Raw genomic sequence first — 13,629 nt, forward strand, 5'->3', positions numbered from 1 at the left:
CTAGCGGTTCGCCTAGAGCCGGGCAATCTGCCTCAAGGCAGCCGTGCAAGCCGGTCGAACAGAAGCGCATAAAAGCCATCGGCGTCGCCGTTGCGGATAAAGTTCACATTCCTGTCACGGTGGGTGACATGCCAATAGTCGACAACGGTCATACCCATGGTCAGTTCGCTGGCGACCTCGATCTCGACATTGCATTGGCGGCCGGAAAACAGTTCCGGGCAAAGCAGCCAGGCAATGACCGTAGGGTCATGCAAGGGCGCGCCCGTCCAGCCATATTTGGCCAGATCGAAAGTCTCCGAGAAAGTGAGCATAGCGTGGGCCGCCTTGGCGCTGTCGTTTCCGATGGCGAGCATAGCGGCCAGCCGATCTGGCGTTGACTGGATCTGGTGAGTGACGTCGAGGGGCAGCATGGTAATGGGCGCGCCGCAACGCAGCACAATGTCCGCGGCTTCCGGGTCGACATAGATGTTGAATTCGGCGGCTGGGGTGATGTTGCCAACCTCGAAGTAGGCGCCACCCATCATGACGATCTCGGCGATGCGCTCGGCAATCGCGGGCTGCTTTATCAGGGCCATTGCAATATTGGTGAGTGGCCCAAGCGTGCACAGGGTAATGGTTCCCGGTTCAGCAGCCATCAGGGTGTCGATTATGTAGTCCACCCCGTGCTGCTCCTGCAGCGGCACGGTGGGTTCGGGCAAGTCGGGGCCGTCGAGGCCAGTAACTCCATGGACATGCTCTGCGGTCACGAGTGCGCGCCGAATTGGGCGGGAGCAGCCAGCGTAGACCGGAATATCGGTGCGACCGGCGAGCGCAACAATCTTGCGCGCGTTGTTGGCATTGTGGTGCAGCCCCACATTGCCCGCGACGGCGACAATACCGAGAACGTCCAGTTCCTCTGGAGATGCCAGCGTCAGGAGGATGGCGACGGCATCGTCCTGGCCGGGATCGGTGTCGATGATGATTTTACGTGACATGGAGAACCTAAAGCAGTGCGGGATCGGTCGATCGCGTGCGAGTCGATTGAATTTGGGGGACACTAACGACTTGGCTCAGTGCGGTCGACAGCGCTGATGTTGGCGGCAACGGAACATTTGTCGCAGCGTGGCGTTGAAGAGCGTTGAGGCTTTGAACCACGGACATAAAATGGCACGCAGTGCGCGGCGACCGGCGTCGGACGAGATGAGCGAAAGCCAGTTTGAGCGGATTATGGGCAATGCGGCCCGAGTCTCGCTGGTCCTCATTGGCTTTCTGGCGCTGCTATTTGCGCTCAAGGCGGGACAAGTTTTTCTTGCTCCCATCACCCTCGCCATTGTAGTTGGCTTGATGTTCGGTCCAGTGGCTGACCGGGTCGAGCAATTCGGCGTCCCTCCCGCCATTTCTGCCGCCATCGTCGTACTCATGCTGCTCAGCGTGATCGCCGCCGGCACTTTCCTGTTTGCCGTTCCGTTGTCGGAATGGGTCGCGCGGGCGCCGATGATCTGGAACAAGCTGCAATTGCAGCTCGACAATCTGCAGGGGCCTCTTGAAACGCTGGGCAATATCCAGGAGCAGATTTCCTCGGTCTTCGCCAGTGACAAGGCCATGGCTGTGACTGTTGAAGATGGTGGTGAGATGATCGGGATGGCGCTGATTGCGCCAGCCATTCTGGCTCAGGTGCTGATCTTTCTAGCCAGCCTCTACTTTTTTGTAGCAACCCGCGACCATGTGCGCATTTCGGTACTTTCATTGTGCGTGAGCCGGCGGATGCGCTGGCGGACTGCTCATGTGTTCCGTGATGTGGAAGCCAAGGTTAGCCGCTTCCTGTTGTCGATCACCTTCATCAACTTCTGCGTCGGTTGTGCCGTATCGCTGGCCATGTGGGCCATTGGCATGCCCTCACCCATTCTCTGGGGGGCGATGGCGGCAGTGCTCAACTACATACCCTATGTCGGGCAGGGCGTGATGGTGTTGGTCCTGCTCTCCGTGGGATTGGGTACCCAGACGAGCCTTGAAGGCATTTTGCTGCCCGTCGGCTGTTATGTTGCCATCAACTTTGTTGAAGGACAGATTGTTACACCGCACTTTATTGGTCGGACGATGACACTGAACCCGTTCATCATTTTCCTTTCTATTACTTTCTGGTTGTGGGCATGGGGACCGGTAGGCGGGCTGGTCGCTGTCCCTACGCTGTTGATCGCGACCTCCATGCTCCATCACTTGCTGCCCAGCAAACCCATGGTACCGAGCAAACCAATCGGGCGTTCCGCCAATATGTCGGAACGGCAGCGTTTGTTGGCCAATACGGCACAAGCCATTCGCGAACAGGCAGACGAGGCAAAGGCAGAAGAGAAAAACGAAAAGCGCAAGAACGAACGCTTCGAGCCACCCGAAGGGACAGCGCCCAGTGGCTTAGAGACGCCAGCGTAAGTCTGCCCTGCACCCTCCATGCTTGACGTGACCGCTGCGCTGTGGCGGAACAGTCCGCAGTGGACGGGCGGGAGAGATTATCGTGGCGGCTGAAGAGATTGGACACGCAGCGGCAGCTCATGGCGTCGATCTGATCCCCGTGGTTGCGCTATTGGGCGCGGCGGTGATTGCCGTGCCGCTGTTCAAGCGGCTGGGTCTGGGCTCGGTGCTGGGCTATTTGGCAGCGGGTCTGATGCTGGGCCCCTCTGGCTTCGGGCTGATCAGCGATCCGGAATCAGTGCTCACCATCGCCGAACTGGGCGTGGTCATGTTCCTGTTCATTATCGGTCTGGAAATGGAGCCCGCCAAGCTCTGGGCCCTGCGAAAACAGATCTTTGGTCTCGGCGTCTTGCAGGTTGCAATCAGTGGCGCTTTGCTCACGGGGGCCGGGGTATTGCTCGGCTTCGCGCCGATGGTGGCCTTCGTATTCGGCATGGGTTTTGTCCTCACATCAACGGCCATTGTGATGCAGGTATTGGGCGAGCGTGGAGAACTGGCCAGCCCCGGTGGGCAGCGCATGGTCTCGATTCTGCTGCTTGAAGACCTTGCCATCGTCCCGCTGCTCGCACTGGTTGCCTTGCTTGCCCCTACCTCGGGGGAAGAGGTGGGTGTGATCAGCCGCTTACTCACTGTCGCTGCACCCATTGGTGCTGTGCTGCTGCTCATTTTTGTCGGCCGTCGGATCATGAACCCGTTCTTTGGGGTCATGGCATCGAGCAAATTGCGCGAAGTGATGACGGCTGCGGCCCTGCTGGTGGTTCTGGGCGCCGCCCTGCTTTTCCAGGCGGTCGGCCTGTCGATGGCAATGGGAGCATTTCTGGCGGGTGTTCTGTTGTCAACATCGAGTTTTCGGCATCAGCTGGAGGCTGACGTCGAGCCGTTCCGAGGCATTTTACTGGGCTTGTTCTTTCTGGCGGTGGGCATGTCGCTGGATGTGGCCGTGGTGATGAGCAGCTGGCAGATCATCGCCCTGAGTGTTGTGGCCTACATGGTGATCAAGGGGGCGGCAATCTACGCGATTGCACGCCTATTGAAGTCCAGTCATGCCGAAGCGCTGGAGCGTGCCGTGTTGATGGGGCAGGGCGGTGAATTTGCTTTCGTGCTCTATACCACCGCCGCGGCTGCCGGCCTGATTGATGGGCCGACCAATGCGATTTTTACAGCGACGGTTATCATTTCCATGGTGCTGACCCCCTGTCTGATGATCGGGCTACGCTACGCGCTACCCAAGCCGGAGCAATCGATGGAGGGGGTTGAGACCGTCAATGGTCTGGCGGAACGTATTCTGGTGATCGGCTTCGGTCGATTTGGCCAGATTGCCAGTCAGACCCTGCTTGGGCAGGGGCACAATCTGTCGATCATCGATAACGACACAGACATGATCCGGGTCGCAGCCCAGTTCGGCTTCAAAGTCTATTATGGCGATGGCACGCGCCTTGATATCCTGCGTGCCTCCGGGGCGGCTAATGTCGACCTCGTGCTGATCTGTGTCGACGACAAATCGGCCGCCAACCAGATTGCCGCAATGTTCCGAGACGAGTTCCCCTTGGTCAAGGTGATGGCACGTGCCTATGACCGCGGTCATGCCATCGAGCTGGTGAAGCTCGGTGTCGACTATCAGCTGCGCGAATTGTTCGAATCTGCAGTTGTGTTTGGCGCGCAGGCCATCCGTGCGCTGGGTGCGAGCGAGGCCGATATCGAAACCGTGGTGCAGGGCGTGCGTGAGCGCGACGCGTTGCGGTTCAAGGCGCAATTGTTCGACAATGTCAGTGCCGTCGATGCAGCCCATGACCTGTTGTTGCGCAACGCCGCAGAACAGGCGCGTGAAGGTGGGATCGAGGTCGACGCCAATGCGGTGGAAGACACCGTCAACAAGATCACCCATCCTGCGCCTCCAGCATAGATGCCCCGCAGCGCGAAGGGGGTTTCGCCTGCTCAATTTAAGTGCAAGACTAAGTTGTCTGAGGGGATATCATCGTTATGAAATCTGGATTGCGACATGCCGCAACAGCCGATCGTTTACGACGCCCCTACGCCGGAACCACGTGCAACTTCCGTTGAAGCGATTCAATCGGAAATCCTTGAAAGACTGATCTATTCAGTCGGCAAGGATCCTATCGTTGCCCGGCCACATGACTGGCTTGCCGCAACGATTCTAACGGTGCGTGACCGCGTGATGGATCGCTGGATGGAGTCCTCTCGCGAGACGTGGCGGACCTCACACAAGCGCGTCTACTATCTCAGTCTCGAGTTTCTGATCGGCCGCCTGATGCGGGACGCGATGAGCAATGTCGGGTTGATGGAGCCTGTGCGCGACGCGCTCAGGAACCTCAACGTCGATCTGGGCGATCTGATTGATCTGGAGCCTGACGCAGCGCTGGGCAATGGCGGCCTTGGTCGGCTGGCGGCGTGTTTTCTGGAGTCGATGTCGACGGTCAAAATCCCGGCCTACGGTTATGGCATTCGCTATGTGCACGGGCTGTTCCGGCAGGAGATGAGCGAAGGCTGGCAGGTCGAGCTGCCCGAGGAATGGCTGGCGCACGGCAATCCGTGGGAATTCGAGCGACGCGAAAGTGCTTATGAAGTTGGGTTCGGCGGCTATGTGGAGCCCGTGACCGATCCTGACGGCACAGTGCGCCAGGAATGGCGGCCCAATGATCACTTGCTGGCAGTGGCGTTCGACACTCCGATTGTGGGCTGGCGCGGCGCCCGGGTGAATACGCTGCGGCTGTGGAGCGCGCAGCCTATCGATCCGATCCTGCTCGACAAGTTCAATTCTGGCGACCATATCGGCGCGCTTGAAGAAAGCGCCAAGGCTGAAGCCATTACCCGTGTGCTCTATCCGGCAGATTCGACAGCAGCTGGTCAGGAATTGCGACTGCGTCAGGAGTTCTTCTTCTCCTCGGCATCCCTGCAGGACATCGTGCGGCGGCACTTGCAGCAATATGGCGATCTGGGCTCGCTGGCCGACAAGGTCGCCATTCAGCTCAATGACACCCATCCGGCAATTTCCATTGCCGAACTGATGCGCATTCTGGTCGATGATAACGGCATGGAATGGGCCCCGGCATGGAAGTTGTGCCGCGGTACCTTCGGCTACACCAATCACACGCTTTTGCCTGAAGCGCTCGAAAGCTGGCCGGTAGCGTTGCTGGAGCGTCTGCTGCCGCGTCACATGCAGATTGTGTATCAGATCAATGCGGATGTGCTGGCGGATGCGCGCGGCCGGGCCAAATTCACCGATGCCCAGGTCGCCAATGTGTCGCTGATCGACGAGGCCGGCGGCCGACGGGTGCGGATGGGGCAGTTGGCGTTTGTCGGCTCGCACTCGATTAACGGTGTGTCGGCGTTGCACACCGAGTTGATGAAGCAGACCGTGTTCTCGGACCTGCACAAGCTTTACCCGGACCGGATCAACAACAAGACCAACGGTATTACGCCCCGGCGCTGGCTTATGCAGTGCAATCCCGGGCTGACGCAATTGGTCAGCGATACGATCGGACCAGCGTTTCTGGACGATATCGATCTGCTCAAAGATCTCGATGCCTACGCCGAAGACGCAACTTTCCAGGCGCAGTTTGCCGCTGTGAAGCTGGAAAACAAGGAACGCCTGGCCAAGCTGATCAAGGATCGTCTGGGCATCAAAGTGTCGCCAGACGCCATGTTCGATGTGCAGATCAAGCGCATCCACGAGTATAAGCGTCAGCTGCTCAACATTATTCAAGCTGTTGCGCTATATGACGAAATTCGCGCACATCCGGAACGGGACTGGGTGCCACGCGTTAAGATCTTCGCTGGCAAGGCGGCGCCGGGTTACTGGAACGCCAAGCTCATCATCAAGCTGATCAACGACGTTGCCAAGGTGATTAACAACGATCCTGCGGTGCGTGGATTGCTCAAGGTAGTGTTCCTGCCCAATTACAATGTGAGCCTTGCGGAGGTCATCGTGCCGGCGGCCGATCTGAGCGAACAGATTTCGACAGCTGGCATGGAAGCCTCTGGCACAGGCAACATGAAATTCATGGCCAATGGTGCCATTACCATCGGCACGATGGACGGGGCCAATGTGGAAATGCACAAGGAAGTCGGCGCCGACAACATCGTTATTTTTGGTCTAACCACTGAAGAGGTTGAGGTGAAGCGGGGCGAGGGCGAAGTGCCGCGCGACTCGATTGATGCGTCGCCGCGCTTGCAGGAAGCGCTGGAATCGATCGCCACCGGGGTCTTCTCCCCGGATGATCCGAACCGCTATCGCGATCTGATCGGCGGACTTTACGATCATGACTGGTTCATGGTGGCGCGGGATTTCGACGCCTATGCTACGGCGCAAGCGGAAGTAGACGCCATCTGGGCGGACAAGGCGCGCTGGAATGCTATGGCGATCCGAAATACGGCGCGGGTGGGTTTTTTCTCTTCGGATCGGACGATCCGGCAGTACGCCCATGATATCTGGGATGTGGCGGTGCCTGAAGAATGACGATTTGCAGCGGGCGAAAACTGACACGCAAGATCAGGCCTGCTGAGTGTTTTGGTTTTGGCGGAGCAGCCGAATTTCCGGGTGCCGCCGTCGGGGGAGCGTGCGTGTGACCAAAGAAGACTGGCAAGCCGATGTACGGGAAGTGGAGGCTGTCGTCAGTGGGCGGCATCCCAACCCGTTTGGGTTTTTGGGCCTGCATGAAGTCAACGGCCAATGGGTGCTCCGGGCATTCGTTCCGCACGCGGAGATGCTGAGTGCATTCACGCTGGATGACACGGCGCTGGGTCACATGATCCCGCGGCACCCCGGTGGATTTTTCGAAGCGAAGGTTTCGATCAGTAAACGCCAACCGATCCGCTACCATGCCAAAAATGCTGGCGGTGAGTGGGACGTGTATGACGCCTATTCGTTCGGGCCGGTGCTGGGCCCCATGGACGACTACTATATGGGCGAAGGCAACCATTTGCGGCTGTTCGACAAGCTCGGCGCCCATGAGATGGAATTTGAGGGCATTCACGGCACGCATTTCGCAGTTTGGGCGCCCAACGCGCAGCGCGTCAGTGTGGTTGGACCTTTCAACGAATGGGACGGCCGGCGCAATCCAATGCGCAACCGCTTCGAAAACGGCATCTGGGAAGTCTTCATTCCCGTTCTGGGAACCGGCACGCTCTACAAGTACGAGATTGTCGGACCTGACGGGGTAACGCAGCCACTGAAGGCCGATCCTTTCGCGCGCCAGTCTGAAATGCGGCCCAAAACAGCCTCAATAGTGCCTGATCCGACACCCTTTACCTGGACAGATGAGAAGTATCTCGAAGAGCGTGCCACCCGCGATTGGCGGCGGACGCCAATGTCGATCTATGAGGTTCATCTGGGCAGTTGGCGCCGTCGACCTGATGGCGGCTTTCTGAGCTACGACCAGCTGGCTGAGCAGTTGGTGCCTTATGCTGCAGACATGGGATACACCCATATCGAGCTGCTGCCGATCAGCGAGCACCCCTATGATCCGAGCTGGGGCTACCAGCCGACCGGGCTCTATGCGCCGACCGCGCGGTTTGGCGATCCGGCGGGTTTTGCACGTTTCGTTGACGCTGCCCATGAAGCCGGGCTGGGGGTGATCCTGGACTGGGTGCCCGCGCACTTCCCGACCGACGCACACGGCCTGTCGAACTTCGACGGTACCGCTCTTTATGAGCACGCCGACCCTCGACAGGGGTTCCACCCGGACTGGAATACGGCGATTTACAATTTCGGCCGCAAGGAGGTTGTCAGCTTCCTGCTCAACAATGCGTTGTATTGGCTGGAGAAGTTCCACATCGACGGGCTGCGCGTGGATGCGGTGGCATCGATGCTTTACCTCGACTATTCGCGCCAACAGGGCGAATGGGTGCCGAATAAATTTGGCGGCAATGAAAATCTGGAGGCCGTCGAATTCCTGCGTCGGGTCAATACTGAAGCGTATCGCCTGCATCCAGGTACCTTCATGATTGCCGAGGAATCCACATCGTGGCCAGGGGTCAGCAAGCCGGTCGATGCCGGTGGGCTGGGCTTCGGCTTCAAGTGGAATATGGGCTTCATGAACGACACCCTGCGCTTCATGAGCCGCGAGACGATCCATCGAAAATATCATCACAGCGACATGACCTTCGGAACGGTCTACGCGTTCTCGGAGAACTTTGTGCTGCCGCTGAGCCATGACGAAGTGGTGCATGGCAAGGGGTCGCTGCTCGAAAAAATGCCAGGCGATGACTGGCAAAAATTTGCCAATCTGCGCGCCTATTTTGCCTTCATGTGGGGGCATCCCGGCAAGAAGCTGCTGTTCATGGGCCAGGAGTTTGCGCAGCGCGATGAGTGGGCGGAAGCCAAGTCACTTGACTGGTATCTGCTTGATGCGGGGATGCATGAAGGCATTCGGCGGCTAATCTCGGACCTTAATCTTGCCTATCGCGAATTGCCGGCGTTGCATGAGCGCGACTGCGAGCCAGAAGGTTTTGAGTGGGTGATCGGGAACGATCACGGCAATTCGGTATTGGCATGGTTGCGCAAGGCACCGGGCAGTGACCCGATCATGGTGGTCTCCAATTTCACGCCAGTGCCACGCTCGGGATATAAGATTCCGATGCCGATGGCGGGTAAGTGGGTTGAGCGGATCAACACGGATGCGGGTTGGTATGCTGGCTCCAACACCGGGAACCAGGGTGCTGTCGTAGCCAAGGCGGTCGAAGGGCAGCACTGGCCGGCTGAGGCCGAACTCTATCTGCCGCCGCTTTCGACGCTGTTCTTGAAGTTTGAGTCGGTCTAGGTCGGCCAAGTCTAAATACGTCCCGGAAAACGGGCATTTGTGGAGGGTTAGAAAATGGCAGACTACAGGGCACCATCGCCGCTGGCCCGCGAGGCCATGGCCTATGTACTGGCTGGTGGACGCGGTACGCGGTTGATGGAACTGACCGATCGGCGCGCCAAGCCGGCGGTGTATTTCGGGGGCAAGTCCCGCATCATCGACTTCGCACTAAGTAATGCCATCAATTCGGGTATTCGACGTATCTCCGTTGCCACGCAATACCAGGCGCATAGCCTGATCCGCCACATGTCGCGCGGCTGGAACTTCCTGCGACCCGAGCGCAACGAGAGCTTTGACGTGCTGCCAGCCAGCCAGCGGGTACGCGAAGACATGTGGTATGCCGGCACTGCAGACGCCGTGTACCAGAACATGGATATCATCGAAGATTCGGGCGCGCGGTATATCGTCATTCTGGCGGGCGACCACATCTACAAGATGGACTACGAAATCATGCTGCGGCAGCACGTCGATACTGGCGCTGACGTGACCATTGGTTGTCTGGAAGTGCCACGGATGGAAGCCGTCGGCTTCGGTGTGATGCATGTCGACGGGCGAGATCGCGTCGTTGATTTCGTCGAGAAACCTAAAGACCCACCGGGCATTCCGGACAAGCCGGACATGGCGCTGGCATCGATGGGTATCTATGTGTTCGAAACCCGGTTCCTGATGGAGCAGTTGCGGCGCGATGCGGCTACCGAAGGCTCCAACCGCGACTTTGGCAAGGATATCATTCCCTATATCGTCAAGAACGGTACCGCCTGGGCACATCGGTTCCCGCGCTCCTGCGTGCGGTCAAGCAATGAAGAAGTCAGCTACTGGCGCGACGTCGGCACGATTGATGCCTATTGGAAAGCGTCGATCGATCTGACCGACATCAAGCCGCAGCTCGATCTTTATGACCGCGACTGGCCGATCTGGACCTATGCGGAGATCACGCCGCCAGCCAAGTTCGTGCATGATTTTGATGGCCGAAGGGGGTCGGCGGTGAACTCGCTTGTCTCGGGCGACTGTATCGTGTCGGGCGGCCACCTGAACCGAACGCTGCTTTCGACCGGATCACGCGTGCACTCCTACTCAGTGCTCGAAGAGGCGGTGGTGTTGCCGCATGTGGATATTGGCCGCAATGTCCGGCTGCGCAAGGTGGTCGTTGATCGCGGCGTCAATATTCCCGAAGGGCTGGTTGTCGGTGAAGATCCCGAATTCGACGCCAAGTGGTTCCGCCGCAGCGATGAGGGTGTGACACTGATTACCCAGGCTATGGTCAACAAATATCTGGCTGGACGATGATTGAAGTTCTCTCGGTAGCTTCCGAGGTTTATCCGCTGATCAAGACCGGGGGGCTCGCCGATGTGGCGGGCGCCCTGCCTGGCGCCCTTACCAGCCATAGCGTGAGCATGCGCACGCTAATCCCGGGCTATCCATCGGTGATGGAAAAGCTCAGTGGTGGCCGCGTGGTCAAGGAACTGGACGACCTGTTTGGCGTGCCGGCCAAGCTGATCGCGGCGCGCGTTGAAGGGCTCGACGTAATCGTCATCGACGCGCCGGTGCTCTATGATCGACCAGGCAATCCCTATGTCAGCCCGGATGGCTGGGACTGGCCGGACAACTGGAAACGTTTCGCAGCCCTGGGATGGGTCGCGGCCGAGTTGGCCATGGGGCTCGTCGAGGGCTATCGACCGCAGGTCCTGCACTGCCATGACTGGCAGGCGGGACTGGCACCTGCCTATATCAAGTTTAGTGCCAGTCCGGACATCAAGACCGTGATGACGATCCATAACATCGCGTTCAAGGGTTTTTTCAGCGCCGACATATTCGGGCAGTTGCGCCTGCCGCCTGAGGCATTCGGTGTCGGTGGCGTGGAGTATTATGGCGGCGTTTCGTTCCTCAAATCGGGAATGGAATGCGCTGATTACGTCACCACTGTCAGCCCAAACTACGCCGATGAAATACGCACGCCGCAGTTCGGCATGGGGCTTGAAGGGCTGCTCAATGGCCGCGCCGAAACTGTCAGCGGGATACTGAACGGCATCGACCTGACCGCTTGGGACCCCACGACCGACAAGGCGCTGGCGCAGAACTTTTCTGCCAATACGATCAATTTGAGGCAGGCGAACAAGCAGGCCGTCGTCGAGAAATTCGGACTTGATGGCGTGGATGGGCCGCTATTCTGTGTGGTCAGTCGATTGACCGACCAGAAGGGCATGGACCTGCTGTTGCAGGTGGTGGACGGTCTGGTCGATCTGGGCGGCCGTCTGGCTGTTCTGGGCTCAGGCGAAGGCTATCTTGAAGACGGCTTCCGGCATCAGAGCGCACTGCATCCGGGCAAGGTCAGCATTTTTAATGGCTACGACGAAGACCTGAGCCATCTAATGCAGGGCGGCGCGGATGCGATTGTTATCCCATCGCGGTTTGAACCCTGCGGTCTAACGCAGCTATACGGTCTGCGCTACGGTTGCGTGCCTGTGGTGAGCCGGATCGGTGGCCTTGCCGATACCGTTATCGACGCCAATCCTGCAGCCCTGGCTGCGGAAGTTGCGACCGGGGTGGTGTTTGACCCCAACAGTGCGCAGGCGCTGTATGACGCTATTCGCAAGACGGTGTCGTTGTATGGCGACAGTAAGATCTGGAAGAAAATTCAGCGTCGCGGCATGAAGGCGGACGTCTCCTGGGAAACCAGCGCGGCGCGCTATGCCGACCTTTACGCCAGCATTACCGGGCTCAAGAACAATGATGATTCAGACCATTAAGACGACGCCGTATGGCGATCAGAAACCTGGCACATCGGGCCTGCGCAAGCGGGTCACCGTGTATCAGCAGCCCCACTATGTCGAAAACTACCTGCAGGCGATCTTCGACAGCCTCGAGGGCTTTGATGGACAGACGCTTGTCATCGGCGGTGATGGTCGGTTCTACAATGATGTGGCTATCCAGACGGCTATCCGCATGGCGGCCGCCAACGGCTTTGGTCGGGTGCTGGTGGGGCAGGGTGGTCTGCTGTCGACCCCGGCCGCCAGCCATGTGATCCGCCACCACAAGGCGTATGGCGGGCTGGTGCTGTCAGCGAGCCACAATCCAGGCGGCCCTGATGGCGATTTTGGAATCAAGTACAATATTGGCAATGGCGGTCCGGCGCCCGAGCGGATTACTGACGCGGCGTATGAGCGCACCAAGGTCATCGATACCTATAAGACCATCGACGCGCCCGATGTGGCACTGGATCAGATCGGCACGCAGCATTCGGGCGAGATGGTGGTCGAGGTAATCGACCCGGTGGCGGATTACGCCGCGTTGATGGAGACCCTGTTCGACTTCGATGCAATCCGAGCGCTGTTCGCTTCGGGGTTCCGCATGACGTTTGACGCCATGAACGCCATCACCGGCCCCTATGCCCATGCCATCCTTGAGGACAAGCTGGGCGCGCCCAAGGGGACGGTTAAGAACGGCACCCCTCTGCCCGACTTCGGGCAAGGGCATCCCGATCCTAACCTGGTCTACTGCAAGGACATGTTTGACCTGATGATGACACCCGATGGTCCTGATTTCGGGGCCGCTTCGGATGGCGACGGCGACCGCAATCTGATTATCGGCAAGAACCGGTTTGTGACGCCGTCGGACTCATTGGCTCTGCTTGCTGCCAACGCGCATCTGGCGCCTGGTTACAAGTCTGGGATCGCCGGTATCGCGCGGTCCATGCCGACCAGTGCTGCAGCGGATCGGGTTGCCGATAAGCTCGGTATCGAGATGCACGAAACGCCGACAGGCTGGAAGTTCTTTGGCAATCTGCTGGACGCGGGTCGCGTGACCATCTGTGGTGAAGAGAGCGCTGGTACGGGGTCGGATCACGTCCGCGAAAAGGACGGCCTGTGGGCAGTACTGCTGTGGCTCAATATTGTTGCGGTGCGCAAGCAGGGTGTGGACGAGATCGTTCGCGAGCACTGGGCGACCTTCGGGCGTAACTATTATACGCGCCACGACTACGAAGAAGTCGATGCGACCATTGCGGGCAAATTGGTGGATGATTTGCGCGCGCAATTGCCGAGCCTGCCCGGCAAGAACTTCGGCGAAGACCTACAGGTCGCCTATGCTGACGACTTTAAATATCTCGACCCCGTAGATGGATCGACCAGCGCCAAACAAGGCGTTCGTATAGGTTTCACCGATGGCTCTCGAATAGTGTTAAGACTTTCTGGAACCGGCACGGTCGGCGCCACGTTGCGGCTCTATCTGGAACGCTATGAGGCAGCCGATGGACGACACGATCTCGAGACCCAAACCGCCCTTGAACCCCTTATCGGGCTCTCTGAACAGCTCGCCGGGATCAAGCAGCGCACCGGGCGCAAGGATCCAAGCGTCATCACTTAATATC

General features: G+C 58.8%; 8 protein-coding genes. 7 read left to right on the forward strand and 1 reads right to left on the reverse strand.

Translation table 11 applies throughout. The annotated features are described in order from the left end of the window. Positions 1–32: 32 nt before the first annotated feature. Complete coding sequence (locus tag KD146_RS03010) at positions 33–974, reverse strand: nucleoside hydrolase (RefSeq protein ID WP_212657267.1); 942 nt, start codon at positions 972–974, stop codon at positions 33–35. 169 nt (positions 975–1,143) lie between these two features. On the opposite strand from KD146_RS03010, the gene KD146_RS03015 reads away from it, so the two are divergent. The 7 genes from KD146_RS03015 to KD146_RS03045 all read left to right on the forward strand — a co-directional run bounded on the left by KD146_RS03015 (position 1,144) and on the right by KD146_RS03045 (position 13,625). Then, on the forward strand, positions 1,144–2,406 hold the full coding sequence (locus tag KD146_RS03015) for an AI-2E family transporter (RefSeq protein ID WP_212657268.1): 1,263 nt from the start codon (positions 1,144–1,146) through the stop codon (positions 2,404–2,406). A gap of 82 nt (positions 2,407–2,488) precedes the next feature. Next, on the forward strand, positions 2,489–4,348 hold the full coding sequence (locus KD146_RS03020) for a monovalent cation:proton antiporter-2 (CPA2) family protein (protein WP_345790733.1): 1,860 nt from the start codon (positions 2,489–2,491) through the stop codon (positions 4,346–4,348). Positions 4,349–4,444: 96 nt separating this feature from the next. Beyond that, positions 4,445–6,922: a glycogen/starch/alpha-glucan phosphorylase gene (locus KD146_RS03025; protein WP_212657269.1), complete on the forward strand. Its 2,478-nt coding sequence runs from the start codon at positions 4,445–4,447 to the stop codon at positions 6,920–6,922. A gap of 106 nt (positions 6,923–7,028) precedes the next feature. Continuing rightward, positions 7,029–9,224 (forward strand): 1,4-alpha-glucan branching protein GlgB, encoded by a 2,196-nt coding sequence (gene glgB / locus KD146_RS03030; RefSeq protein WP_345790734.1) that lies wholly within the window; start codon positions 7,029–7,031, stop codon positions 9,222–9,224. A 54-nt stretch (positions 9,225–9,278) separates the two neighbouring features. Next, positions 9,279–10,550: a glucose-1-phosphate adenylyltransferase gene (gene glgC / locus KD146_RS03035; protein WP_212657271.1), complete on the forward strand. Its 1,272-nt coding sequence runs from the start codon at positions 9,279–9,281 to the stop codon at positions 10,548–10,550. Then, positions 10,550–12,010: a glycogen synthase GlgA gene (gene glgA / locus KD146_RS03040; RefSeq protein ID WP_212659088.1), complete on the forward strand. Its 1,461-nt coding sequence runs from the start codon at positions 10,550–10,552 to the stop codon at positions 12,008–12,010. Before glgC ends, glgA begins: the two co-directional genes overlap by 1 nt. After that, a complete protein-coding gene (locus KD146_RS03045) occupies positions 11,991–13,625 on the forward strand; it encodes an alpha-D-glucose phosphate-specific phosphoglucomutase (protein ID WP_212657272.1) in 1,635 nt (544 codons plus the stop codon). Before glgA ends, KD146_RS03045 begins: the two co-directional genes overlap by 20 nt. The last annotated feature ends 4 nt before the right edge of the window (positions 13,626–13,629 follow it).

It is taken from the genome of Devosia litorisediminis (genome assembly GCF_018334155.1).
Taxonomy (GTDB): domain Bacteria; phylum Pseudomonadota; class Alphaproteobacteria; order Rhizobiales; family Devosiaceae; genus Devosia; species Devosia litorisediminis.

What these genes read in the sequence shown, in the direction of transcription:
- KD146_RS03010 (WP_212657267.1), bottom strand. Translation starts at nt 974, where the DNA reads ATGTCACGTAAAATCATCATCGACACCGATCCCGGCCAGGACGATGCC.
- KD146_RS03025 (WP_212657269.1), top strand. Translation starts at nt 4,445, where the DNA reads ATGCCGCAACAGCCGATCGTTTACGACGCCCCTACGCCGGAACCACGT.
- KD146_RS03045 (WP_212657272.1), top strand. Translation starts at nt 11,991, where the DNA reads ATGATGATTCAGACCATTAAGACGACGCCGTATGGCGATCAGAAACCT.
- KD146_RS03015 (WP_212657268.1), top strand. Translation starts at nt 1,144, where the DNA reads ATGGCACGCAGTGCGCGGCGACCGGCGTCGGACGAGATGAGCGAAAGC.
- glgC (WP_212657271.1), top strand. Translation starts at nt 9,279, where the DNA reads ATGGCAGACTACAGGGCACCATCGCCGCTGGCCCGCGAGGCCATGGCC.